The sequence below is a fragment of the Kouleothrix sp. 19917 genome (assembly GCF_057073505.1).
Map to the genome: position 1 here is coordinate 6,584,175 of NZ_CP097099.1, position 25,757 is coordinate 6,609,931.

Below are 25,757 nucleotides of genomic sequence, written 5' to 3' on the forward strand. Positions count from 1 at the left end.
TGTGGCAAAAGGCACGAGTGCCGCTCGTAGTTAGCGATATTGTCATCTGCCCAGCGCGACGCAACTTTTGGCACATGCGGGCTGTTTGTGTATATGTGGAAGAGGAACACGCTTCGCAGCGAGCACGAGAAACAATCTTTTTGCGCAAAAAGGAAACAGCATGTACCGAAAATCTCTGGGAATTGTGTCGGCGCTGGCCGTGGTGATGACGCTGCTGGTGGCCGCCCCGGCGGGCGCGCACACCGTGAGTGTGAACGACACCACGCGCACCGACTGGTTTGGCAAAGGCCCTTCGGGCGCGAACGTCGGCGCGATTGTGCGCGACGCCTCTGGCCGTGGCGAATATGTCTGGACCGACGCAAAAGGCGATCAGCGCGAGGCCAGCCCAATTGGCGCGACTGGCGAAATTACCCGCGAGGCCGATCTGACGCGCTTCAGCGTGACGGCCGACGCCACCAATCTGTATTTTCAAACCAAAGTTGAGCATTATTCCGGCATCAAGAACGACCCGGCGCTGCAGGTGATGATCGCAATCGATCGCAACCACAGCGGCGGCGAAACGGCCCTGCCCGATGGCGCAAGCACAAATGTCGCCAGCGCGGCCGCCTGGGAATATGTGGTCGAATCGCGCTTCACCAAAGGCACCGGCGGATCGGGCCAGTATTTTGTGAACGCCCAGCCGTGGGTCTACTCCACGCCGACGGTGACGCAAACGGTTGGCGCGGGCCAGCTGGTGAGCGCCAGCGCGGCCGGCGGCAGCTATGCCGAGATCGCAGTGCCCTGGAGCGCGATTGGCGGCAAGCCCGCCTCGCCGCAGGACTACCTGCGCTTCACAGTCGCCACCTTCTACAGCGACCACCGCGCCCCCAGCGATCTTAGCTCCAGGGCGATTGACACGCTTAGCCCGACCAGCGCCACCGCTGAGCTGAGCGACGGCACGATCAACAGCTACGTCGACCTGCACTTCAACGCCAGCGCCGAAATCTTCGCGCCACTGCTGATCTCGGAGTTCCTGCCCGACCCGATCAACAGCAGCGACCCCGATGGCGAGTGGATCGAGATCTATAACCCGAACAGCTTCAACATCAGCCTGGACGGCTACAAGCTGGGCGACCAGGCCTACCGTGGCGGCTCGCAGGGCATGCTCTTCCTGCCGGCCACGCAAACCATCACCGCCAACACCACGCTGGTGGTTGCCAACAACGTGCCGAAGTTCAAGCTGGCCTTCCCAAGCGTGCCGGCATCGCAGATCATCGAAATGAAGACGCTGACGCACTACACCGACTGGGGCACCGGCAATGTGACGCTGCAGAACAAGAACGACGGCCTGCCCTTCAAGGAAAGCATTGCGCTGCTCGACCCGAACGACACCATCGTCGATCTCGTGCAGTACGCCTACAAGACGGCCACCGGCCCGACCGGCCTCGATCCCGATGTCAAGCCGATCCTGCTCAGCGGCCCGAACGTCGAGCCGAACGCAAGCTATGATCGCTGCCCCTCGGGCACCGACACCAACGATGGCGGGCTCGACTTCTTTGTGCGCACCAGCGGCCAGACACCGGGCGTGGCCTGCACCACTGTGCCGGGCGTCGATCTGCGCATTTCGAAGGAAGGGCCCGAGAGCGTGGGCCTGAACGAGCTGCCCAAAACTATTCAGTACGTCATTCCCTTTGTCAACGCGGGCGCGAACCCGGCCACTAACATTGTGATCACCGACACGCTGCCCGCCGAGCTGACGTTTGTCAGCCAGAGCGCAACTCCGGGCGTGGTGTTCGCCGGGCAGAATGGCCGCACCCTGACCTGGAACCTGGCCGCGCTGGCCTCGCAAGGCGGCGGCTCGATCACCGTCAACGCGACCGTGAAAGCCGGGCAGACCAGCGGCACCGAGATCACCAACAGCGCCGGCATCAGCAGCACGCCTGCCGAGGCCGATACCACGCTGCACAACAACATCGCCACCCAGACCATGCTGGTGACGGCGGTGGAAGCCGACCTGACGGTGTTCACCAACTGGCCGCAGGCCAGCGGCACGCTGCCAGGCGGCAATGCCAGCTTCACGATCTTCTACCAGAACCTGGGCGGCGACGACGCCACCGACATTACCATCGTCGATACGTTGCCGCAGGGCGTGAGCTTTGTGAGCGCCGATGTGCAGCCGCTGAGCGTGGTGGGGAATGTGGTGACCTGGCACGTCGACTCGCTCGCATCGGGCCAGCTCGGCGTAATCACCCTGAACGTCAAGCTGGCGAGTAAGGTCAAGGCCAAGGCGCAGCTGCAGAACTTCATCGAGATCGCCAGCAACCCGGCCGACTACAGTGGCGCTGGCGCGCGCCCCAACACTGAGAGCGCGACGGCAACGGTTGGCAACATGCAGCTTTTCATTCCAATGGCGCGCATCTTCCGGCCATAATCGCATCTCAATAGGTTGCAGCGCAAGCTGTTCGCAAACGAGCTTCGTGGGCACAACCCGCGAAGCTCGTTTGTTTTGCCCGGCGCAAGCTGCGCGGCATAGCTCTTGCTCGAAGCTTCACTCTACGTCCGAGCGCGGCACGGCCTGCCGCTGGCGCTGAAGAGAGGGAATCGATCATGACCGAGCACAATAAACAAACGCCACTTGCCGAAGGCGAGAACCGCTACGAAGTGAGCGACCGCATTCTGAAAACCGACGACCCGGGCGTTGGCCCGCACGGCATTGCGCCAAATCTGAGCGCGCAGGTAGTCATTGGCGTTTTCGACGGCACTGCCACCGCCCAGTCGGCGGTGAGCGCCCTGGAAGCAAGCGGCTACCCGCGTGAGGATATTTCGCTGGTGATGCAGGAGCGCGGCAGCGCGCCCGAGCTTGGCGCAGAAGAAACGCAGGCGGATAAGGGTATTGCCACGGGTGTGGGCGCAGGCGCGGTGCTGGGCGGCATTGCTGGCCTGGCGGCGCTGGCCATTCCCGGCGTTGGCCCGCTGCTGGCGGCTGGCCCGCTGGCCGCGCTGCTTGGCGCAGTGAGTGGCGCGGCGCTGGGCGGCCTGATCGGCTCGTTTACGGGCTTGGGCATCCCCACCGAAGCCGCCAAGGAGTACGAAGCGGCCGTGCGTGAAGGCGGCGTGGTGGTGGCTGCCAAGGCCGCCAACGCCGACGACGAGAAGCGCATCACCAGCGTGCTGCAGCAGCACGGCCCACGCACGGTGCACAGCTACACGCAGGCGTTGTAATACGAGAATTGCGAGAATAAGCGCACCCTTCGATACGCGCTTTGCGCTACTCAGGATGCGCCGGTACAGTAATTCTCGATAATCCATCGGATAGTGCAGCCCAAAACAAAGGACGAATGGCAATCGTGTGTCGCCATTCGTCCTTTCTTGTTGGTGTTGCTGCGCCGGGCTACAGTTCGCCAAACTCCTCGAGCAGCTCGCGCCACTCGCCGGCAAGTTCGTCGCGGCGCGCGGCGTAGTACACATGATCCACGCCATTCTCGTCACGGTAGACCAGATCGACCTGGCTGCGCATGGGCCGCATGTAGCCAACATTGCCCCACCAGCGCACCTTCTCCTGATCGAGCGGCGCATCCTGCACGGCCATGCGCGCCGCATACTGGCGCACCGTGCCGTCTTCGATGTCTTGCAGGCGCCAGGGCGCGTTGCTGACCTCGCCAGTGCGCAGGTTGCGGAACACAAAGCGCATCTCGCCATCTTCGTCGTTCGACATGCTCACGACTTCGATGCCAGTGCGCGGGCGCTGCACGCGAATGAGGTTCAGCCACGCCTCGGTGAGCTTGTCGCGCGGCACCGATGGAAATTCCTGCGTGCCGCTCCCTTCCTTGTCCTTCATTGCCAGGTCGAAGCGTGGGCCGTCTTCGGCTTCCTGTATCTGCCACAGGCCGCCGCGCCCGCGCCAGCGATAGCGCCGCTCGCCCCAGTCGAGCTCGCTTTCGGGCGAAGGCAGCTCGCCATTCATAAGGTCGGGCGGGAAGGGCGGGTCGTCGCGGAAGGCGCGCGGCTCCTGCTCGATCGCATCGCCGTCGCGCTCGCTGAGCAGGGCCTGCCAGCCCTCGCCCAGGCCCCAGTCGGAAACGCCAAAAAACACATGATCGATCACGCCATTAGGGTCGCGATGCACCAGATCGTACTTGGTGCGGTTGCCCTGGCGGTAGGCACGCCACAGCCCCAGCCGGCCGCGCCATTTCACCTGGCTCTGGATGTCGATCCGGCCGTCGCGCAAATCTTCGTAGCGGCTGATCGCATACGACCACAGGCCCTGCGCGCGCTCGCGGGTGACGCCAGCCGTGGTACGCAGGTCGCGCACTTCGTACAGCCACGAGCCAGCGCGCTTCTGCGCCGACACAATCTCCACGCCGCTGCGCGGCAGATCGAGATCCTGCCCATTGTCGAGCGGCGACGACGCGCCCTCGGCAATGGCGCGCCGGCACAGCTGAATGATCTCGCCGCGGTCGGCCACTGCCGTCTCGTTGCCGCGGCGCACATACAGCACGCCATCGCGGCTCATGTAAGGCGGCGTTTCGGGTGCGCGCACTTCCATACGGATCAGGTCGCGCCCTTCGTAGTTCATTAGCTCCATGGTGATGTAGGGCTGCGGCACGATCTGCTCTTGCACCTGGCGGCGCAGCAATTCGCTGGCCTGCTCGGGATGGGGTACGCCCACCACGCCAGCGCCCTGTTCTTCGATACCCACAATCACCACGCCGCCACCCATATTCGCCAATGCCAGCACATCGCGCCAGATCGTGTCGAGCGATTCGGGCGAGTTGCCGCGCAGCACCTGCCGCTCGCTGGATTGGCCGGCGCGCATGGTATCGACTTCCCACTGCTTCTGGTCGCGCTTGGGCACGCGCACCCGGTCGAACTCACTCGACGCCAGCAGGGTTTTCAGTGCGGCAAAGGTGTTGGTTGGCATCTGCAGTTCGACATAGCGATCGCCGATGCCGTGCTTGTGCCAGGCATTGCCATCGCCGGCCGTGGTGCGGCGCAGGCGGTGCGCATCCGAACCCTGGATGCAGAACATACGCCGCTCGTAGTGTTCGGTTTTGCCGTTGTAGAAACCGGGCGAGGTGAACTTCTCGTGATCGGTGTAGAAGTTGACGAACTCGAGCGCGTGGAGCGACGGGTGCTGCGTAGCGGCGATGCGCGCCTGCCCGCTGGTGCCCATGCGCAGCGTTTCGGTGATCACGCCATTTGGGCCGTTGGCGTGGGCTGCAATAACCATGCCGCCAGCGCGCGTAATAATCTCGTAGGCATCGGTGACGTGGCGGGTATCGGGCACCGAGCACGCGCCATTCTTGAGCAGATCGGGCGGCACGCCAAGCTGCAGCAGCGTCGCCTCGATCAGGCTGATCGGCCGGTCGGGCGCGAACAGCGCAAGAATATGAGCGCCAAAGTGCGAGGTAAACTCGAAGCCGGGCAGCACAGTGATCTTATTGAGCAGGCGAAGATATTCTTGCAAACGCCCTTGCTCGTCTTCCGTCAGGCGCTGGGCGCGTTCCAGCGTTTGCAGGAAGTCGATCTCCTGGCGCATCTTTTCGTAGCCGTGGACACTATTGTGATCGGTAAAAGCAATTATTTCGAGTTCGCGGCGTTCGGCCTCTTGTAGAATTTCAAGGTAGCTAACAGCTGGCTCTGCATAATCTTCCGAAGCAGGTGTGTGAATATGTAAATCGGCGCGAATCCAACGATATCCTTCACGGACAGCATGTCCATTGGTCGTCATACATTGTTACTCCAACACGCGCAATATGCCAATTTTTTTTACTGCGTGCGCTAATGGTAAGTGCCGCGCACACAGTTTCTCTTTTCTTCGATTTTGTAGCGCCCCCCGCGCGGACTGCAAAGCAACTCACCTCCTTGTGACGCACTCGATGTCGTGCGAAATGGTGCGGGCGGTGGGCGAAAAAACCAGCGCGATTTCTTTTTACACGATGGATCTGTATGATACTCGAAAGCGAGCGTTCTGGCAATTGTTTGGCTATGTGGTATCATCTCGCCACCGGCGCGAATTTGCCGCATACCTTGCTCGCGATGCCGGCGTGGGCAGTGGCACAATGGCCATAGAATTGCCTGGAATGAGGGTACCCAGATGAGCCAGGAACCAGAACAGATCGGCGATCTGATTTATGCATTTAACCCCGACTACCCCTACCCTTTCCCCGTTGCACAGCCGCCGCACTACTGGATGAGCGAGCAAAGTGGCAAGCTCGCCGAAGCAGTGGAACACTATTTTAATGGTGAAGTGCTTAGACCCGCCGCGCTCGATGTGATCCGCCAGTATCTGCGGCAGTATATCGAGCGTGCCGTGATGACAGGCGAGGCCAACCGAAACGTTTTGCTCACCCGCGCCCTGGCGCTGCGCACAACGCGCGAGATCGAGCGTTTTGCCGATGAATTGTCCGAACTGGGCGTCGAGCCCTTCTAGTGAAGAAAACGCTCATTGCGTGCTCGTAGATACGTAGTGTAGTAGAATTGCTGGGAGTGGAGGAGAAAAGGCGCGCCGAAGTGTCCCCTGGTTGACAGGAGTGCCATCACCGGCTACAATGTCGCGCATCGTCGGGGCGTAGCGCAGTCTGGTAGCGCACCTGAATGGGGTTCAGGAGGTCGCTGGTTCGAATCCAGTCGCCCCGACCAGCTAAATACTGGCAAACACAAGGCCGAGCTGCCTGCGCAGCCCGGCCTTGTGCATGCTGGCGGGGGCTAAAGCACGAAAAAAGCCGCGCCAGCTGGTACATCGGAACCGGAGCGAATGCCAAAAAAGGCGAGTGCGACGACGCAAAGGATAACGCCAACTGCAATCAGGGCGAGCCGCATTTGCTGGGGGTTGTCGAACATCAAAGGGCCTTTCATAAGGGTTGTAAAAGGGGATGCATTTCTGGCCGACAACGCCATTGCGGGCTTGGGCATTGGGCTGCACGTATGCTACCTGGGTCAGATTAATCGGCGATTAAGAAGGGAAGGCTTTTGCAGTTACCTGGTCCTGGCACACTTGCAGTATGTGATATAGTAGCGGTGTGCACGCGCCAACGCCATCCAGCACATTTTCCTCCTGCATCATTGCATCTTCGCTAGCGTTGGGCGCGAATACCCCACCATAGATCGCGTGTAACGACTCATTGCGTGCTGATATCTCGCATTTCTTTTGTTGCGAACCGTAACGTATCAGCTCTGATGTTGCAGTCTTTAGCCTGAGGCTTTGCCCTTGCTTCATCGCCCGCCACGCAATGGCACAGGCTTTGTTGCGGGCACGCTTCATGGCACCATGACGTGGGGGTTGCATGAGCAGCATCTTGCTTGTCGAAGACGATCCGATGCAGCGCGACCTGATTAGCCGCATTTTGCAGCGATCAGGGTATGAAGTATGGCTGGCGCTCGATGGAATGGAGGCGGTGAGCCTGGCCTCGGCGCGCTACCCCGACATTATTTTGATGGATGCGCTGTTGCCAGTAATGAATGGCCTCGACGCAACGCGCCAGCTCAAAAAACAGTCGAACACCATGCATATTCCGGTGATCATGCTGACTGCCTATGTGCTGATCGATGCGCTGGTGGCAAAAACGTATGGTTGCGATGATTTCGAGCTGAAACCCATCAATTTTTCGACATTGCTGGCGAAAATTGCGCGGCTTTCGCGCCCAACGCTAGCCACCGAGCTCAGTGCCTGATGGCGTTTTGTTCGCAACGGCGCTACTCTCTGCTGTGGCGGCAATTCACCAAACTTCTTTGCGATGCTGCGCAACGAAATCGCGCCGTGATGCTGCTGCAGAAACAGCACCACGGCGCGCAACCTGTTCATTCTATTTTCCTCTGAAACATGCGGGAACCAGCTTACCGGGCAGGCGCTGGTGAGAAGAGCGCCTGCGCTTGGGCCAGCGCGCCACTGATGCGCCCCGGCTTCAGCTTCTGCCAGCTGCGCAGCACCCGCCGCAGCATACTCACGCTCCGATACAGCGCCACCCGCTCCTCCAGGTGCTGCGCCGCCCCCCCCGCGTAGCCTGCGGCCGCGCAGTAACGCTGCATAAAGCGTGCGGTCAGGTCGGCAAACAAGGCATTGGTTTCTTCAACCGTGCGCTTGGATTTCTGCCCGCCGACCGTTAGGTAGGTAATAAACTGCGCAATATCGAGCGCCGGCTCGGCCTGGCACACCGAGTCGAAGTCGATCAGGCCGCAGGATGTGCCATCGAACAAAATCTGCCCGGCGGTGAAATCGCCATGATTGAAGCACAGGGGCAGTGCATCTGTGCTTGCGGCGTGCTGGCTCAGCAGGGCGTGCCATTCGGCCAGCGTGGCACACAGCTCGGGTGAGAAAGGCTGCATCGCGGCGATTGTCGCGCCCAGGCGGCCCAGCTCGTCGTCGAGCGAGCGGCGCGGCCCGATCGCGCTGCCCGAGCGGTGGAGCGCGGCGGCCAGCCCGGCGGCGGCTTCGATCGTGTCTTCCAGGCTCAGTGCCGCGCCGGGCGCTGGTTTGTCGCGCAGGCGCGCCTTCAGCAGGTCGCCCACAATATCCTTGCCGGGCAGATTCTCGAGCAGCGAAAGCCTGAGATCAGGCAGCCAGGCCAGCACACGCGGCACGCCAAAGCGCATGCCGGTGCCCCCATTCCGGCCAAGCTCGGCCAGCATGCTGCTTACCGCCTCGGCCAGCGCGCCGCTGCCATCGCCCGTGAGCTTGCCATACACCAGCACGTCGCCATCCGCGCCGCCCAACCGGTAGCGCAGGGTGCAGCGACGCTGGCGGCCATAGTCAACCAGCTCGGACTGGCAGCTTGCGGGCCTGTATGGAGCGACCAGCGGTGCCAGGCGCGCGCGCATGCCAGCCCCATCGGCGGCACCGAGTAGCTCGGGCAGCTCGCCATCGAGCGGGTAGGCGAACAGCACCATCGCCAGCTCGGGCAGGTGAGCAGCCGGGTGCGCGCACCATTGGAGCTCGGGGCGTTCGGCAGCCTGCGCAGCCAGCGGGGCCAGGTGCTGCGCAAAAAAAGCCGCGCTTGCATCTGCATTGGCGAAAAGCTGCGCGCTGACCAGCGCCGACATTGCCGCTGCGCCTTCGATGGTGAGGATGTAGCGCGCCACGCAGCCTTCGCCCGGCGTGTAGGTGCCTTGCTCAAGCTCGCAGCCGGTGATTGTGTAGCCGGGCTGTGCACCAAAAGCGTTCTGCACATGCACGAGCATTGCCGCTTCATCAAATGCCGCCACAATGCCGGGCAGGGCCTGCCGAAGCGCAGGGCTCGCCAATGGATCGTAGGCGTGCTCGGCCAGCGCCGGAATTGCCGGCATCAGGGCGTGTGGATTCATGATGATCCCTTTCGTTGGTCTTTGCTTTACTGCGATGCTGCGGATCATCATTTCAAACAAAGGCACATCGGGTATGTACTTGTGGGTTGGGCAGTGCGTCAAGAGTATCATGGCGCAGTGCCATTCGCAAGCATTCCAATGCCATTGCGCCTAAAGTTTACCTTAATTTTTGGCTGCCAGGCGCTTTTCTCGGTGCCCTCAACCTCGATACTGATTTTATGTCATTACTAGCCGTACCAGTACTGCGCGCTGAGACGTTTTCCAGATACCACCCGCATGGCACTGTTCGGAAAAGAGAAGAAGGAGGCACCTCATGTTGACCAATGGTGTGATCAACCCGTGGAAGGCCGTTGCCAGCCTGCCGCCGCTGCTGTACGGCACGCTGCTTTTTATGAAGTTGCCGAACGCAGGCCTTGTGCTCACGACACTAGTGATAGTGCTGCTCACGGCCTTATGGTTCATTTCCTACCAGGACTATTCATTATGGGCGGCAATGCCCTCGCTGGTGGGCGGCGCGCTGCTGTTAATATGCATTGCAGCATTGCTGGGCGGCGTTTCCAGCACAAGTTTTGTGCCGATTTCGCGTGAAACGATCGAGCTGTGGTTTGTGTGCGGGCTTGCGCTGGGGTATGTGGGTTGGGGTGTTTATGAATCGCGGCGTACAATGTGAGATTCGCATAGATGTAGTACAATATGCGTCCTGCAAAACGCGGGATGCCATGGTTGCGGGTGTGGTGCAGCACAAACGGTGCTGTGCCGCACCCGTTTTGCCGCTTGGGCAATCGTTCCGCTGCTGGAACCGGCATTGCGTCTGACTCATACATTGTCGCTCGTCAATGTGACTTTCTGTGCAAATCATCGTCATATCCTGGTAGAAACGCTTGTTCACAATCCGTGCGCCTTGTTTCTGCGCATAACACCGCTTGCCATTCTTTGGCAGGCAGTGCGCCTGGGCCACCACTTGCAGCGCCTGGTTGCTGCTGCACCGCTATTTTCGCTGAGAAACGACATTGTTCTGGAGCGCGACAATGCCAACAATTCTTGTGGTTGAAGACGAGATCATGAACCGCGATATGCTTGCACGCCGACTCGCCTGGGAGGGCTACACCGTTGCAATTGCGGCCAGCGGCGAAGGCGCGCTGAGCGCGGTGCGCGAGGAAACGCCAAACTTGATCCTTATGGATCTTGGCTTACCTGGGATGAGCGGTTGGGAAGCAGCACGCATCCTGAAGGCCGATCCTGCCACTGCACACATCCCGATCATCGCGCTGTCGGCATTCGCCTTTGCCGAAGATCGGACGCGCGCGCTTGAGGCGGGCTGCGATGATTTTGAAATCAAACCTATTTTGTTTAAGCGCCTGCTGCTTAAAATTGATCAGCTTTTGCTCGGAAGATTGCAATAGCATAATAGTTTACACTGAATTTTCAATAATTACGCAATTCCCAGGCTCATGAAACTTGCCTAACTTCTTGCCCAAGGGATACCCCCCCGCATCCTGATGCGAAGTATGCTCATTGCCACAGGCGTTTCGTCCTGGCTGCGCTGCGATTATTGTTTATTTGCACGCGCAGGGCATTGGGTGCAGCTTGGCGCCTGCCACAGCCGCGTGATGGGTTGCGCCGCCATTTTTTCCGTGCTACAATCGCTGCCACGCGCCCCGTTGCGCCCACTCAATGCGCCTCCCTCTTGCAATGCCTTGTGGCTTGGGATATAATACTGTTCAGCTTTATACATTATAGAGCGCTATTTTGCCTTCGGAACGTACTAGCACCCTTCCATTCGTAAAAGATTACACTTCTAGTCATCACGCTGACTCACCAGCGGGAGGATCGACATGGCAAGCATGAGCCTGCAAGCGGCCTACGATCAAGCTCGGCAGTCGCTCGAAAGCAACGACACCGACCGCGCGATTGGTCTGGCGCAGCATATTCTCGATCAGCAGCCCGATAATCTCGAAGCGTATCGCATTCTTGGCGAGGCGTACCTTGCGAATCGGCAGCTCGATCGCGCACAGGAGTCGTTTGAGCGCGTGCTGCGCTCTGACCCTGAAAATATCCCGGCCCACGTTGGGCTTGGCATTACGTCCGAGCGCCAGGGGCAGCTTGAGCGCGCTATTGCCGAGTTCGAGCAGGCACTGGAAATCAAGCCCGACATGACCGAAATTCGCAGCCAGCTGCTGCGGCTGTATGCTGATGGCTGGGGCAGTGAAAATGCCCAACTGCGCCTGAGCCGCGCCGGCCTGGCGCGTTTGTATGCCAAAGGCCATATGTTGCCACAGGCGATCTCGGAATTTCGCCAGGTGATTGCCGACAGCCCCCAGCGATTCGATGCCAAGGTTGCGCTGGCCGAAACGCTCTGGCGCGATGGCCAGGACGACGAGGCGATCGACCTGTGCCGCGAGATCGTTGCCGAGCGGCCCGAGTCGCTCAAGGCGAACCTGCTGCTTGGCTACCTGCTCAAGTCGTCGGGTCAGCCCGAGGGCGAGCGCTACTGGGATGCCGCCAGGCGCATGGACCCATACCAGGGCGTTGCCAGCGTGCTGTTCGACCCGCTGCCGGAAGAAGCCAGCGAGGAACCCACAATTGAGGAGTGGGACGAAGCCGCCTGGCGCAGCCGCCGCGCCGCCGAGCAACAGGAAACCATTGCCGCCACCCGCCCGATGGAAGCGGTGACGCCAGCCGGCACAGCAACCGAATCGGCAGGCCTGTCCTCGTCGTGGCTCGATCAGCTTACCGCTTCTTCGTCGGGCGCGCTGCCCGAAAGCGCACCGTCGGCCAACCCCAGCCCCGAAATGGACGATTTCCTGGCGAGTTTGCTGGCCTTCGACTCGCCGGCAGCGCCCGCCGAAACGCCTGCGGCAGAACCCGCGACTTCTGCCGACGATGCAGATATGTCGCCCTTCTCGCTGGCGGATCTGGGCCTGTCGGACGATGAAATTAGCGGGCTGAACGACTTGGGCGGCACAGGGGCCGAAGCGCCTGCTGCGCCGGCCACGCCCGCGCCTGCCGACGATGCCGATATGACGCCGTTCTCACTGGCGGATCTGGGCTTGTCGGATGACGAGGTTAGCGGGCTGAACGACCTGGGCGGCACAGGGGCGGAAGCGCCAGCCGCGCCAGCCACGCCCGCGCCTTCTGCCGACGATGCGGATATGACGCCGTTCTCACTGGCGGATCTGGGCCTGTCGGACGATGAGATTAGCGGGCTGAACGACCTGGGCGGCACAGGGGCGGAAGCCCCCGCGCCACCGGCCACGCCCGAACCCACACCTTCTGCCAGCGAACCCGATATGACGCCATTCTCGTTTGCAGACCTGGGCCTGTCGGACGATGAGATTGCTGGCCTGGGCGAGCTCGGCGGCACAACGCCTGCGCCAGCACCTGCTGAGCCGGCGCCTGCCGACGACGACATGGGTCTGACGCCATTCTCGCTTTCGGAGTTGGGCCTTTCCGACGAAGAAATTGCCGGCCTGGAAAGCCTGCAGTCGCCGCCCAGGGAAGCCGCGCCAAGCGCGCCTGCTGCCAGCACCGACGACCTGCCCGCCGATCTGCAGCCCTTCTCAATGGACGAAATCGATCTCGACAATGCTGCGGACGATCAGGGTGTTGGCGGTCTGCCACCTTCCCTGCAGCCGTTTTCGCTGGACGATCCAGCCCCGCCAGCACCGCGCAGTTCGCTGTTCAGCGAACCCGATGCGCAAGATGCGGCAGGTGGTGATTTCGACGACGACACGGCCAGCGAGACACGCGGCTACAGCTGGCAGGAAGCGTCGCAGAAATCGGAGCCGGGCTTTATCAAATCGCTTTCGAATGAGCAGCCCAACGCCGACCAGTCGATCTTCTCGAAGCTGAAGCAGAAATACGACACTAACGAACCGCCCGCGCCGCTGCCTGTCCCGGATGTCTCGCTCGAGCCCGACGAGCACTTGGGCCTGTTCTCGCTGGACGATGTTTCGCTGCGCGATGATGATGAACTTGCCGGAACGCCAGCAGCGGCACCAACACCTGAGCCTGCGCCCGAAATCGAGAACCTGCAGGATGCGCTGAGCGCCGGGCAGGTGCAGCCATTCTCGCTGGCCGATCTGGGCTTGTCGCCCGAAGAGATCGCCGCGCTGGAAGGCACGAGCAGCCCTGCCGCCGAAACGCCCGCACCGGAAGCACCCATTGCCGAAGCGCCCGCATCCGAGATCGAAGACCTGGGTGAAGCGCTGACCAGCGGGCAGGTGCAGCCATTCTCGCTGGCCGATTTGGGCTTGTCGCCCGAAGAGATCGCCGCGCTGGAAGGCACGAGCAGCCCTGCCGCCGAAACGCCTGCACCGGAAGCACCCATTGCCGAGGCGCCCGCGACCGAGATCGAAGACCTGGGCGAAGCGCTGACCAGCGGGCAGGTGCAGCCATTCTCGCTGGCCGATTTGGGCTTGTCGCCCGAAGAGATCGCCGCGCTGGAGGGCACCACCAGTTCTGCTGCCGAAGCGCCTGCACCGGAAGCACCCATTGCTGAGGCGCCCGCGACCGAGATCGAAGATCTGGGTGAAGCGCTGACCAGCGGGCAGGTGCAGCCGTTCTCACTGGCTGATTTGGGCTTGTCGCCCGAAGAGATCGCCGCGCTGGAAGGCACGAGCAGCCCTGCCGCCGAGGCGCCTGCGCCCGCGCCCGAGATCGAAGACCTGGGCGAAGCGCTGACCAGCGGGCAGGTGCAGCCGTTCTCACTGGCGGATTTGGGCTTGTCACCCGAAGAGATCGCCGCGCTGGAAGGCACGAGCAGCCCTGCCACCGAAGCACCAGCCATCGAATTGCCGACCAGCGAGCCGGAGCCTGCCGCCGATGACTTTGCGGTCGAGCCGCTTTCGTTCACCGATATTGATGAAACGCCACCCCAGAGCGCCGACGACAGCATGATCGTCAGCGATCTGACGCCATTCTCACTTGCCGATCTGGGTCTTTCTGAAGAAGAGATCAGCGCGCTGGGCATTGGCGAGAACGAAGACGACCCGGGCGAAGTCACGCTTGGGCTGACCGAAGAAGATATGGCGGGCCTCGATGGCGGCGACCTGAACTGGTCGGAGCCTGAGCGCAACGAACCTGAGCCGGCCGCCCCTGCCCCGCCCAGCGCCGACGCGCCGATGATGGTGACGAGCGGCGACCTGGTGCTGGATCGGCTGATCGCGCTGGGCCGCCAGCAGGGCTATATCGATATTGCTGACATCATTGCCAATGTGGAAGATCCTGAAGCCGAGGCCGAGCGCATTGAAGAAATTGGGATGCGGCTGCACGAGGCGCAGATCGAGATCCGCGATGGCGATGAAATTATCGATATGGACGCTGAGTATGAGGAAGAAGACTATGCGCAGCCAGAAATGAATGCGCCAGCCGAGCCGCGCGCAACCTACCCGCGCGATCTCGACCTTGTTTCGGACGATTTCGATGTTCCGGTGGGCGGTGCTGCGCCGCAGCCCGAGCCGCCTGCCAGCGACGAGCCGGATATGACGCCATTCTCGCTGGCCGACCTGGGCCTTTCCGACGAGGAAATAGCCGCGCTGGGCCTGGGCGGCGCGCAGCCGGCTGCCCCTGAGCCTGTGGCCGAAGAAACGCCTGCCAGCGACGAGCCCAACCTGGCGCCGTTCTCGCTCTCGGAGCTTGGGCTTTCCGACGACGAAATCAGCTCGCTTGGGCCGAGTGGCGCGCAGCCGGCCGCTCCCGAACCCGAGCCCGCCGAAGCACCAGCGAGCGACGAGCCGGATATGACGCCATTCTCGCTGGCCGATTTGGGGCTTTCCGACGATGAAATCAGCTCGTTTGGGCTGGGCGATGCCGCGGCCGAAGCTCCCGCAGAACCGGTGCAAGAAGCGCCTGCCACGCCACCTGCGCCCGAGCCAGTAGCGCCCGCCGCGCCTGAGCCGGTAGCGCAGCCCGCGCCAGTTGCTCAAGCTCCCGCCGCGCCATCTTCGGCGCCAGCGAGCGGCGTGCCAACCGGCAACGACGTGCTGGATGCCTTCCTGCGCCAGCTCGACGCCGACCCAGGCAATGATGTGCTGCGCATCTCGGTTGCGCGGGTGATCGGGCAGCTTGGCATGGCAGAGCTGGCCCTGAAGCAGTATCGCTACCTGATCAAGAACAGCAGCATGCTCGACCAGATTGTCGGTGAGCTGCAGGATATGATTGCCTATAACGATGATAGTGCGCTCCTGACGGGCCTGCATCGCGCGCTTGGCGATGCCTATACCAAGCAGGGCCGCCTGCGCGAAGCTGTTGATGCGTATAGCTGGACACTTGGCGGGCCACGTGGCACACGCTAGCTAATACCCTACCAAAGGAAAGGCTAAAGTCATGAGGCGGATCGTCGAAGACCTGATTCGGGTCGAGGGTGTCATAGGCAGTTTGCTGGTAGGGAAAGATGGCCTGGTGGTTGCCAGCACGCTGATGGATGAAGAAGATGCCGAAATTCTGGGCGCAATGTCGGCCGCTGTGTTTGGCGAGATCGACAAGGCAACCAAGCGTATTGGCGTGGGCATGCTGATGGATACAATCATTGACGCAGAGCAGGGCTCGATCCTGATGCTGGAAGCGCGCGAGCTTATTCTGGTGGTGATCACCCAGCGCACCATCAACCTGGGCTTGGTGAAGATGGAAATGCGCCGCGCCGCCAAGCGCATTGGCGAAGCTGTGCCGATCTAGCAGGCGCATACGACACGTTTTGTAGCAGCCCGGTGGCGCGCACATTGCGTGATGCCGGGCTTCTGCATGCGCTGCGGGGCTTGCTGGGAGGAAGCTGCGCCACAACTGTCGGGCGGAGCTTCTGTGGTAGTATATATTTGGTCTGCGTAGTGTCAATACGCTTTTCGCCAAGGCATTGCTGCCGCGAAAGCGCCATGAGTGGTTCGAAAGGAGAACCTGAAGCGATATGGAACGTTCACTGATTATTCTCAAGCCCGACGCCGTACAGCGCGGCCTGATCGGCCCGATCCTGACGCGGCTGGAGCAGCGCGGCCTGAAGCTGGTCGGTCTGAAGCTGATGCGCATCGACGACGCGCTGGCACGCCGCCACTATGGCGTGCACGAGGGCAAGCCCTTCTTCGCCGGCCTGGTTGAGTACATCACCTCTGGCCCGGTGGTCGTTGCGGTTGTGACGGGCAAGAACGTGATTGCAACTGTGCGCAACACCGTTGGCGCAACTAACCCTTCGCAGGCGGCCCCCGGCACGATCCGCGGCGACTACGCGGTTGAGATCGGGCGCAACCTGATCCACGCTTCGGACTCGCCGGAGAATGGCGAGAATGAGGTTGCGCTGTTCTTCAACCCGAGCGAGCTGGTTGAAATGGAGCGCAGCGCGGATCGCTGGATTTACGAGTAGTTCGAACCTGTTTTGTCGTACACAGCGAGGCCGGATTTAGATTTTCTAAATCCGGCCTCGCTGTGTACGGCGTTTATGGCTGAAGTATGTGATTGGTTTGGCCTGCGCGCCTGTTGCCCTAGTTTGCTCCCGGCGTTGCGGTGTCGGTGGGGGCCGGGTTCGCAGCAGGTGTGCTTGTATCAATCTGCGGGCCGGCCGGCGGGTTGGTTGGCGTGCTTGTGCCATCCGCCGTAGATGGCGCTGTCGCCGCTGGGGTTGGCAGCGGCGTTGGCGTATCAGTCGGTGTTTCGGTCGGCACGTCGGTGGGCGTGTCGGTTGGCACGTCGGTGGGCGTGTCGGTTGGCACGTCGGTGGGCGTGTCGGTTGGCACGTCGGTGGGCGTGTCGGTTGGCACGTCGGTGGGCGTGTCGGTTGGCACGTCGGTGGGCGTGTCGGTTGGCGTAATCGTCGGCGGTGTGCGCGTGGCCCGCGACGTTGGCGGCACCGTTGGTGGCGGCGGCTCGCTCGGCACCTCGGTGACGGGCACAGCCGTGGCTGTTGGAATTGGCTCGACCGATGGCTCGACCGTTGGTTCAACCGACGGCACGGCGGTGCTATTGGGCGGCGTGTCGGTTGGCACCGGGCTTGGCGGCAGGGTCGGCGGCAGCGCGGTAGCCGGGTCGGGCGTTGCGCTGGCAATCGGCGCGCTGGTTGCGCCAATCGGCACGCTGGTTGCACGAATCGGGCTGGGCTGCGCGGTTGCGGCCGCCGGGCTGGTTGGCACAGGCGTGGCCGTCGCGTTCAGGGCCGGGCTGCCAGCGGTTGGCGCGCTGCTCGGCTGGGGCTTGTTGCCGCTCCCGCCCGACGAACCGCCAGTGCTGGTTGCTGTGCTGGGTACGGGCGAGTCGGTTGGCTGCTCGGCCATTGTTGGTGGCGCAGTTGGGATCTCGCTGACAAGTTGATCAGCGCGCACTGCCACCTGGCTCAGCTCGGGCTGGCTTTCAGGCAGCAGCGGAGCCGCCTGCTGCACCGCCAGCTTGGTTTTGTCCAGCAGGGTGCGCAGCTCGGGCCGAACATCGGTGGCGGTGGTTTGTGGGTTGCTGGTAAGCGCTTGCTGGGCGCTGCTCAGCAGGCTATTCAGCGTTTCGCTGATCAGCGACGAGTTCACGTCTTCGGGCTGCTTTTGCACCAGCGTGTTGAACTCATCGAGACGCCGGTTGGCATACTCCAGCAGCATCTGGCTGCGCTGGCCCGGGTCGGCCACCAGCGCGAGCGAAATGTCTTCCTTGGTGCGCTTCCAGGAATACAGCGTGTCGCCGGGCAGGCTTTGCGCCGACACCGAGTCGACTGCGCCCATGGTGATGGCAACCACCACCACGGCGGCAGCGGCGCGCTGGGCGGTGAGCTTGCGGATGGCGGCGCGGCGGCGCTGGCGGGCGTAGCGCGGGGCCATCTGCTCGGCGATTGCCATAAACTCGTGGCGGCCAGTGGGCAGCCATGCCTGCATTTCGGCTGGCAGCGGTGTGCTGGCCTCGGCCTGGATGCGCGCGCCTAACCGCAGCAGCGGCTCAAGCGCAGCGGCGTGGGCCGGGTGCTCGGCAAGCGCAGCCGCGAACGGCTCGCCCTGGCGGGCGCGGGCGAGTGTAAGATCAAGAACGTCGTCGAATTGATGCTGAGCCTGCGCGGCTGCTCGAACGCGCTGGGAAGTTGTCTGCGGCTTCGCATATTTTGGGGCCATCTGGGCGGCAATGGCGGCAAAATCGAGGGCGCCAGTCGCAAGCCAATCGTCCATCTCCGCAGGCAGCGGAGCGGACGCCTGAGCGTAGAGCAGATCGCTGGCGCGCAGCAGTGGTTCAAGTGCAGCAGCATGCTGGGGGTAGGCGCTGAGGCATTCCTCAATGCTGGCCCCGCCCTGGAGCTGCACAAGAGCCTGATCGAGAATTTCAGGCAGGCCCTCGGATTGGCTGCGTTCCGTAATCTGCATATGCAGAAGTTCCTAAGCTAGCGACGATCGGAATTCGTAAGATCGTCTGCTCCCACCGCTCGCGAACGGAGCGGTTCGTCCCAGCCACCCCATTGGTCAGTCCCGGCATCAATGGCAGCCAGGCTTTCCTGTTCCTTCACCATAATTTGCTGGAGCGACAGCAGGGCCCGGTGTTGCAATGCTTTCACCGCCCCTTCGGTGCGGCCGATTGCGGTTGCAATTTCGCCGTTGGTCATATCCGCAAAGAACTTCAGCGTTAATACCTGCTGCTGATCCTGCGTCAACTGACTGATGGCCTGTTGTAACGATACGCGGTCGTAGATCGATAGGACATCGTCTTGGCCGCGTGGATCGACAAGCTCGATATTTTCGTCCAGAGGCGTCGAGATGGCGCGCTTGCGGCGGGCCTGCCCGATCAGAACATTATTGGCGATAGTATAGAGCCAGCCGAGAAACGATTTTTCGCCCCGGTACTCGAACCCGCCAATGCCCTTGATCACCCGGACAAAAACTTCTTGTGTAAGATCCTGAGCCCCTTCTTGATCGCGCACTCGCACGTACAGGTAGCGGAGAATCAGGCTGGCGTACCGTGCGTACAGGTCGCCAAATGCCCCCGCGTCGCCGCGTTGTGCTTGCGCAATGATCTTTGGTAGCTCCAGCTCCAGTTCACTAACCATTATTACTCTCGGCGTCAGTGTGCGTGGCTGGCTGCAGTGTCGCCGTGTAATATAGGTTGCTTACCTATACTAATGCCACGACTCGGCAAGAAGTTACGCACCCATGACGACTAAAGATAAAACTTCGTTAAACTCGTTGTGTGTCAGTACTACTACCATTATAGCTGAACGGTGCTCCAAACGTAAGGGCCGCCAGGGTTAAGATCATATTACATAGTTGTGAGCAGAACCTGAGAATTGTTTGCCAAAGCGTTGCGGGCGGTTGTGGTGCTTCTTTAGCACGACACGCGCCATGTATTCTGCTAGAAAGAACGACTCAACTGTGCGGTTTCGCATAGTTGCGCGAATGCACGCCGCCGGGTATACTGCGGCCTGATGCATAGTACAGGCATTGTGCCTGTTTGGGGATCGGGATGAAAATAGCAATTATTGGCCTGCCTAATAGTGGCAAAACGACTGTCTTTAATGCGCTGACACGCGGCACCGCCGAAACCACGGCCTATGCCTCGGGCCAGCTTGAGCCAAATGTCGCCACCGTGAAGGTGCCCGACGAGCGCCTGACGGTGCTGGCGCAGATGTTCAAGCCCAAGAAGAATACGCCCGCCGATGTGCAGTATGTCGATGTGGGCGGCATCAGCGGCGGCGCGCGCCAGAGCGGCGGCCTGCCACCGGCAATGCTGAACTTCATTGGCGGGGCCGACGCGCTGCTGCATGTGGCGCGCGCCTTCGAGGACGACGATGTGGCGCACCCCGAGGGCTCGGTGAACCTGGCCCGCGATATCGAGACGCTCGACCTGGAGCTGGCTTTTTCCGACATGGCAATCATCGAGCGGCGGCTGGCGAAGCTGAACGGCGAGATTGCCAAGATGTCGACCAAGGACCGCGAGCTGCGCATTGCCGAGCGCGACCTGCTGGTGAAATTGCAGGAAGCGCTGGAGTCGGGCCTGCCAGTGCGCGATGTCGAGCTGAGCGCCGAGGAAGCGCAGGTGCTGCGCGGCTACCAGTTCCTTACCGCCAAGCCCATGCTGCTGGTGGTGAACATTGGCGAAAGCCAGATCAAGAACCCGCCGACCTTCCCCTATGAACACAAGAACAGCGACATGGTCGCGCTGGCCGGCAAGATCGAAGCCGAGCTGGCCCAGCTCGACGACGACGACGCGCAGGCGTTTATGGAAGACCTGGGCATCACCGCCGCCGCGCGCGACCGCGTGATTGCTTCGTCGTACACGCTGCTGGGCCTGATGAGCTTCCTGACGGCCGGCCCCGACGAGGTGCGCGCCTGGACGATCCGGCGCAACACGCCCGCCGTGGAGGCCGCCGGCGCGATCCATTCCGACATCCAGCGCGGCTTTATTCGCGCCGAAATTGTCGCCTACGACGACCTGATTCGCGCCGGCGGCATGCCTGAGGCCAAGAAACAGGGCACCGTGCGCATGGAAGGCAAAACCTACATCGTCAAAGACGGCGATGTCTGCCACTTTCTGTTCAATGTCTAGCTCAGTAAGCAGTGGGCAGTTTGCAGGCTCTTTTCTGCGAACTGCCGGCTGCGAACTGCCTACTGCCTATGCTACGCTACCCTCGCAACTTACGCGGCATCGAGCTGCAGCTGCTGGTGACGGTGCTGCTGTTCTTTGCGGCCGGCTACATGCTGGTGGTGAGCGTCACGCGCACGCAAGAGTTCATTCCCACCGTGCGCGGCGTGGTCGACATTCTGTGGCCCTCGGTGCTGCCCTTCCTCTTGTTCCTGGGCATCTCCGTGGGCATGAGCCTGCGCACGCCCAAGGCCGACCAACTGCTGCTGCCGCTGGTGGCGCTGCTGGCGGGCATGGGCCTGATGATCACCGCGCGGCTTGAGCCCAGCCTGGCGGCGGTGGACTCGGTTGCCTACACGGGCGTGGACGCCAAGCAGTCGCTGTGGGTAACGATTGGCGTGGTGGTGCTGAGCATCATTCTGTTTGTGCCGTGGGATCAGCTGTTTCGCCAGTATTTCCGCACCTCGCTGATGGACTGGCTCGACCATCACCGCTATGCCTGGCTGACGATTGGCGTGGGCCTGATTATAGCGACCTTTGTGTTCGGCAGCGACCCGAACGGCAGCGGTGTGCGCGCCTGGTTCAACCTGGGCTTGTTTAGCTTCCAGCCTTCCGAGCTGCTGAAAATCATTCTGGTGATATTCCTGGCTTCCTACCTGAACGAACACCGCGAAGTGGTGTCGCAGGGCTACCAGTTTGGCCCGCTGACGCTGCCGCCGCTGCCCTACCTGATGCCTTTGGTGGGCATGTGGGGCATGGCCATGGGTTTGATCATTTTCCAGCGCGACCTGGGCGCGGCGCTCCTGCTGTTCAGCGTGTTTCTGGCGATGCTGTATGTGGCGACAAGCAATGGCTGGTATGTGCTGGCCGGTCTGAGCGCCTTTGGCGTCGGCTCGTATGTCCTGTTCAATGTCGTTTCGATTGTCAAAACGCGCGTGAACATCTGGCTCGATCCGTGGGCGACGGCGCAGGGCACTGGCTACCAGATCGTGCAGGCGATCTATGCGCTGGCCTCGGGCGGCGTGTTTGGCAGCGGGCTGGGGCGCGGCTTCCCCACAGTGGTGCCAGCCGCCCACACCGACTTCATTTTCACTGCTATTGGTGAAGAAATGGGCCTGGCCGGCACGCTGGCGCTGCTGGTGGCCTACCTGCTGCTGATTTTTCGTGGCTTCCACATTGCGATGCAGGTGCCGAGCCGCTTCCGTGGCTTTGAGCAGCTCATGGCCGTGGGCCTGACGACCATTCTGGCGATGCAGACGTTTATTATCGTCGGCGGCAACCTGCGCCTCATCCCGCTCACCGGCATTACACTGCCGTTTGTGTCGTATGGCGGCTCGTCCATCCTCATGAACTTCCTGATCATCGGCCTGCTCTTGCGCGTTTCCGCCGGCCCCGAGCGCTAGGCACCGCGCCGATTCTCACAAGATTGTTACCTGCGCGCGGGCCGAAATTTGCCGCGCAAATGAATAAAGCGTGAACGCCAGCTGCATCGCGGATGGCGTTTTTCTGCGCCCCAATGCGCTCACGCAATGAAAAAATCCCACGACCGGTCATCGTTAGCCGGGCCGCGCCCTAGTACTCTGGTTCTATTGCCACCCTTGCGACCTCCCCCTAGACTGCTTTTGACGTTGTTTTAACCGAGGGAGGAGCAGGGAGGATGGCCCTAACACGACGACATTTTCTTGCCACGACCACGGCCCTGGGTGCGGCTGGCGCTGTCGCCACGTTTGGCGGTGCAACGGCGGGCGCACTGGCTGCCCCGCCACTTCTTGCCGCCACCCCGGCAAGCGCAACGCTGCCGCCCGCCGCCGTGATCGCGCTCAACCGCATGGGTTTTGGCCCGCGCGCCGGCGATGTGGCCGCCTTCAATGCGCTGGGCAGCACCGACGCCGCCCGCCTGCAGGCCTACCTTGAGCAGCAGCTCAACCCCGCCGCCATCGACGACAGCCTGTGCGACGCGAAAATCGCCAATGCGCGCCTGAAGATCCAGTACGACGCGCACACCGACGCCGACCCGACCAAAAGCTACCCGGCGCGCAACGAAGCCGTGCCGCTCGGCACACTTGGGCAGGGCATTGCGGCGCTGTGGCCACGCGCGCGCGGCGCTGCGCCCTACCAGGCCTGGGCCGAGCGCATGCGCCCGTTCGAGGAAGTGCGCGTGGCGACCTGGCTGCGCGCCGTGCATAGCAAGCGCCAGCTGGCCGAAGTGCTGGCCGACTTCTGGCACAATCATTTCAATGTCAACGTCAACTCCGACTCGGCCATCGCCGCGACTTTTCCGCTCTACGACCGCATCATTCGCACGCACAGCATGGGCAACTTCCGCACGTTTCTGGAAGAAATCGCCAAGAGCGTGGGGATGATGTACTACCTCGACAACGTCAGCAACAAGGCGGGCGGCGGCGAGGGCGGCAACGAAAACTATGCCCGCGAGCTGTTCGAACTGCACACGCTTGGCTCGGACAACTACCTGAAGTTCTACGACGATCGCGGCAGCGTTGGGACGATCACCTACAACGGCAAGACCTACGTGCGCGGCTACATCGACCGCGATGTGTACGAGGCGGCGCGCTGCCTGAGCGGCTGGACGCTGAACAACGGCCAGTGGGAACACCCCACGCCCAACGACGGCACGTTTCTGTTCTACAACGACTGGCACGACAACGCGCTGAAAATCGTGCTGGGCGTGCAGTTCCCCTACAACCAGGGCATGGCCGACGCACGGCATCTGTTCGACCTGCTGTGCAGCCACCCCGGCACGGCCCGCCACCTGTGCGCCAAGCTGTGCCGCCGCCTGGTGAGCGACACGCCTTCGACTGAGCTGGTTGAGGCGGCGACGGCGACATGGATGGCGAATATCAGCGCGCCCGACCAGATCAAGCGGGTGCTGCGCACCATCGTGCTTTCCGATGAGTTTCGCAGCACCTGGGGCCAGAAGCTCAAGCGCCCGTTTGAGCTGATTGTCTCGTACCTGCGCGGGATTGGCGCGGAGCTGCCGGTGGATGAGCTGCTGGCCGACCCAAACGCGGGCGACTACTGGTCGTCGCTGCTGTGGAGCTTTGGCGCGGCCGGCCAGCGCCTGTTCGAGTGGCCCACGCCCACCGGCCACCCCGACACGACCGACTACTGGGCGAATACCAACGGCATGCTGCGGCGCTGGAACCTGCCCTACACGCTGCGCCAGCCGTGGGGCGGCAACGTGGCAGTGAACATTCGCGCGCAGACCGACGCAGCCGTGCCGGGCGGCAGCTGCACCGCGATCGTCGATTACTGGATCGGTCGCCTGTGCGGCTACAGCCTGCCCGCCGCCAGGCGCAGCGCGCTGATCAACTTCCTGGCACAAACCGCGCAGGGCGGCGACCCGAACCAGCCGCCCAAGCCAATGAACGGCGAGCCAAACACTGCCGCGCTGATTACCGAGCGGCTTGAGGCGACCGTGCAGCTGCTGGTGATCACGCCGGAATATCAGTTGCGCTAGCCGAGTGCTGAGTGTTGAATGATGAGTGTTGAATAACGCAGGCTGATTTCTGAAGCCTCGCTGCTGAAACCTGCGTAAGAAGGAGCATAATCGTGGCATCACGACGGCAGTTTCTGGTGGGCTGTAGCGCGGCAATTGCGTCGATGGCGGGCGGGCGCGTGGGCAACCTGGTGTTTGCCGGCCCGCACGCCACCGGCACGGCAGCCGCCAACGATCATATTCTGGTGACGGTGTTTCTGCGCGGCGGCTGCGACGGCCTGAGCCTGGTCGCGCCCTACGACAACCCGATCTACATCGCCAAGCGCGGCGACCCGACTAAAGGCGGCATTGCGGTGAGCGGCGCGCTCCCAATCAACCCAAAAAACGCCAGCTTCGACAGCAATGTGGGCCTGCACCCCAATGCCGCGCCGCTCAAGGAGCTGTACGACGGCGGGCACCTGGCGATTGTGCACGCCTGCGGCCTCGACAACGACACGCGCAGCCACTTCGACGCCATGGACTATATCGAGCGCGGCACGCCCGACAACAAAAACATGTCGAGCGGCTGGCTGGCGCGCCACCTCCAGTGTGTCGAGCCCGACGGCACGCTGCCAACGCTGGCGGCTGCGCCCGCCACGCCGGTTTCGCTGCTGGGCGAGCCCGACGCCGTCGCAACCACCGACCCGGGCAGCTACAGCCTGAGTGGCTCGTGGTTCTATACCAACAACAACGACGCGCGCTACCACAACGCCATGCTCAACACCGCCAGCGGCTTCTACACCGGCAGCGACCCGCTGCATGCCGCCGGCAAGCGCACCATCGAAACCATCCGCGCGCTGGCCGGCACCGCCGACTATACGCCCACGACGACCTACCCAAGCGGCAGCTTTGGCGACTCGCTCCAGACGGTCGCGCAAATGATCAAGCTGAATGTGGGACTGCGCGTGGCGACGGTGGATTTTGGCGGCTGGGACCACCACGAAAGCGAGGGCGTGAACGACACTTGGGGGCCGTTCTACCAGCTTTCGGCGGCGCTCTCGCAGGGGCTGAACGCCTTTTACAACGACCTGGCCGCCTTCCAGAGCAAGCTCACCGTGGTGGTGATGAGCGAATTTGGCCGCCGCCTGGGCAAAAACCTGAGCAACGGCACCGACCACGGCCACGGCAATGTGATGCTGGTGCTGGGCGGGCAGGTGAACGGCGGCAAGGTTTACGGTGCGTGGCCGGGATTGCAGGATGAAAACCTCGATCAGCACGCGGATTTGAAGATCACCACCGACTTTCGCAAGGTGCTGAGCGAGATAGTGGTGCGCCAGCTTGGTAATGGTCAGATCGGCACGGTGTTCCCCGGCATCACCCCGCAAATCTATGCCACTAATAATCGGCTGGGCATTGTGAATGGCAGCGACCTGCCGGTTGACTATTCGTCGGCGCTGAATCCGGTGTACATTCCAATGGCGCGGCGCTAAGAGAAGGATTCCAGATGACGCAGATACTG

20 protein-coding genes and 1 tRNA gene are annotated in these 25,757 nt (G+C 62.2%); 15 read left to right on the plus strand and 6 right to left on the minus strand.

What is annotated here, in order from left to right; all coding sequences use genetic code 11:
- Nucleotides 1-160 precede the first annotated feature (160 nt).
- Together M1P90_RS26680 and M1P90_RS26685 are read left to right on the plus strand one after the other, a co-directional pair.
- Entirely contained in the window at nt 161-2,410 is a 2,250-nt protein-coding gene (locus M1P90_RS26680) for a lamin tail domain-containing protein (RefSeq protein WP_483698653.1), read from the plus strand.
- A gap of 176 nt (nt 2,411-2,586) precedes the next feature.
- The gene (locus M1P90_RS26685; protein WP_483698654.1) at nt 2,587-3,201 is read left to right on the plus strand and encodes a general stress protein; all 615 of its coding nucleotides are present in this window, start codon (nt 2,587-2,589) and stop codon (nt 3,199-3,201) included.
- A 169-nt stretch (nt 3,202-3,370) separates the two neighbouring features.
- On the opposite strand, the gene M1P90_RS26690 is transcribed toward M1P90_RS26685, so the two are convergent.
- Nucleotides 3,371-5,710 carry an RNA-binding domain-containing protein gene (locus M1P90_RS26690; protein ID WP_483698655.1) on the minus strand — a complete coding sequence of 780 codons (2,340 nt, stop codon included), beginning with the start codon at nt 5,708-5,710 and terminating at the stop codon, nt 3,371-3,373.
- Nucleotides 5,711-6,076: 366 nt separating this feature from the next.
- Here M1P90_RS26690 and M1P90_RS26695 point away from each other — a divergent pair, with 366 nt between their 5' ends.
- Both M1P90_RS26695 and M1P90_RS26700 read left to right on the plus strand, forming a co-directional pair.
- Entirely contained in the window at nt 6,077-6,412 is a 336-nt protein-coding gene (locus M1P90_RS26695; protein ID WP_483698656.1) for a hypothetical protein, read from the plus strand.
- A 132-nt stretch (nt 6,413-6,544) separates the two neighbouring features.
- Nucleotides 6,545-6,621 (plus strand) — tRNA-Pro (locus tag M1P90_RS26700).
- 66 nt (nt 6,622-6,687) lie between these two features.
- Here M1P90_RS26700 and M1P90_RS26705 read toward each other — a convergent pair.
- Nucleotides 6,688-6,822: a hypothetical protein gene (locus M1P90_RS26705; protein ID WP_483698657.1), complete on the minus strand. Its 135-nt coding sequence runs from the start codon at nt 6,820-6,822 to the stop codon at nt 6,688-6,690.
- A gap of 112 nt (nt 6,823-6,934) precedes the next feature.
- The gene (locus M1P90_RS26710) at nt 6,935-7,267 is read right to left on the minus strand and encodes a hypothetical protein (RefSeq protein WP_483698658.1); all 333 of its coding nucleotides are present in this window, start codon (nt 7,265-7,267) and stop codon (nt 6,935-6,937) included.
- On the opposite strand from M1P90_RS26710, the gene M1P90_RS26715 reads away from it, so the two are divergent.
- On the plus strand, nt 7,266-7,652 hold the full coding sequence (locus tag M1P90_RS26715) for a response regulator (protein ID WP_483698659.1): 387 nt from the start codon (nt 7,266-7,268) through the stop codon (nt 7,650-7,652). The genes M1P90_RS26710 and M1P90_RS26715 overlap by 2 nt on opposite strands.
- A 163-nt stretch (nt 7,653-7,815) precedes the next feature.
- Here M1P90_RS26715 and M1P90_RS26720 read toward each other — a convergent pair whose 3' ends face one another.
- Nucleotides 7,816-9,279, minus strand: a complete 1,464-nt coding sequence (locus M1P90_RS26720) for a phosphotransferase family protein (RefSeq protein ID WP_483698661.1) — start codon at nt 9,277-9,279, stop codon at nt 7,816-7,818.
- Between the two features lie 316 nt (nt 9,280-9,595).
- Here M1P90_RS26720 and M1P90_RS26725 point away from each other — a divergent pair, with 316 nt between their 5' ends.
- The 6 genes from M1P90_RS26725 to ndk all read left to right on the plus strand — a co-directional run bounded on the left by M1P90_RS26725 (nt 9,596) and on the right by ndk (nt 16,630).
- Nucleotides 9,596-9,949 (plus strand): hypothetical protein, encoded by a 354-nt coding sequence (locus M1P90_RS26725; RefSeq protein WP_483698662.1) that lies wholly within the window; start codon nt 9,596-9,598, stop codon nt 9,947-9,949.
- A gap of 78 nt (nt 9,950-10,027) precedes the next feature.
- Nucleotides 10,028-10,330, plus strand: coding sequence for a hypothetical protein (locus tag M1P90_RS26730; RefSeq protein WP_483698664.1), 303 nt, complete (start codon nt 10,028-10,030; stop codon nt 10,328-10,330).
- Complete coding sequence (locus tag M1P90_RS26735) at nt 10,308-10,682, plus strand: response regulator (RefSeq protein ID WP_483698665.1); 375 nt, start codon at nt 10,308-10,310, stop codon at nt 10,680-10,682. Before M1P90_RS26730 ends, M1P90_RS26735 begins: the two co-directional genes overlap by 23 nt.
- Nucleotides 10,683-11,114: 432 nt before the next feature.
- A complete protein-coding gene (locus M1P90_RS26740; protein WP_483698666.1) occupies nt 11,115-15,575 on the plus strand; it encodes a tetratricopeptide repeat protein in 4,461 nt (1,486 codons plus the stop codon).
- Between the two features lie 31 nt (nt 15,576-15,606).
- A complete protein-coding gene (locus M1P90_RS26745) occupies nt 15,607-15,954 on the plus strand; it encodes a roadblock/LC7 domain-containing protein (RefSeq protein ID WP_483698667.1) in 348 nt (115 codons plus the stop codon).
- 226 nt (nt 15,955-16,180) lie between these two features.
- On the plus strand, nt 16,181-16,630 hold the full coding sequence (gene ndk / locus M1P90_RS26750; RefSeq protein ID WP_483698668.1) for a nucleoside-diphosphate kinase: 450 nt from the start codon (nt 16,181-16,183) through the stop codon (nt 16,628-16,630).
- 118 nt (nt 16,631-16,748) lie between these two features.
- On the opposite strand, the gene M1P90_RS26755 is transcribed toward ndk, so the two are convergent.
- Nucleotides 16,749-18,593, minus strand: coding sequence for a DUF5667 domain-containing protein (locus tag M1P90_RS26755; protein ID WP_483698669.1), 1,845 nt, complete (start codon nt 18,591-18,593; stop codon nt 16,749-16,751).
- A 17-nt stretch (nt 18,594-18,610) separates the two neighbouring features.
- Nucleotides 18,611-19,270, minus strand: a complete 660-nt coding sequence (locus tag M1P90_RS26760; protein WP_483698670.1) for an RNA polymerase sigma factor — start codon at nt 19,268-19,270, stop codon at nt 18,611-18,613.
- Between the two features lie 413 nt (nt 19,271-19,683).
- Between M1P90_RS26760 and ychF the strand changes: the two genes are divergently transcribed.
- The 4 genes from ychF to M1P90_RS26780 all read left to right on the plus strand — a co-directional run bounded on the left by ychF (nt 19,684) and on the right by M1P90_RS26780 (nt 25,728).
- Nucleotides 19,684-20,766, plus strand: coding sequence for a redox-regulated ATPase YchF (ychF, locus tag M1P90_RS26765; protein WP_483698671.1), 1,083 nt, complete (start codon nt 19,684-19,686; stop codon nt 20,764-20,766).
- A gap of 68 nt (nt 20,767-20,834) precedes the next feature.
- The gene (locus M1P90_RS26770; protein ID WP_483698672.1) at nt 20,835-22,205 is read left to right on the plus strand and encodes an FtsW/RodA/SpoVE family cell cycle protein; all 1,371 of its coding nucleotides are present in this window, start codon (nt 20,835-20,837) and stop codon (nt 22,203-22,205) included.
- A gap of 254 nt (nt 22,206-22,459) precedes the next feature.
- Nucleotides 22,460-24,280 carry a DUF1800 domain-containing protein gene (locus M1P90_RS26775; RefSeq protein WP_483698673.1) on the plus strand — a complete coding sequence of 607 codons (1,821 nt, stop codon included), beginning with the start codon at nt 22,460-22,462 and terminating at the stop codon, nt 24,278-24,280.
- Between the two features lie 92 nt (nt 24,281-24,372).
- On the plus strand, nt 24,373-25,728 hold the full coding sequence (locus M1P90_RS26780) for a DUF1501 domain-containing protein (RefSeq protein WP_483698674.1): 1,356 nt from the start codon (nt 24,373-24,375) through the stop codon (nt 25,726-25,728).
- The last annotated feature ends 29 nt before the right edge of the window (nt 25,729-25,757 follow it).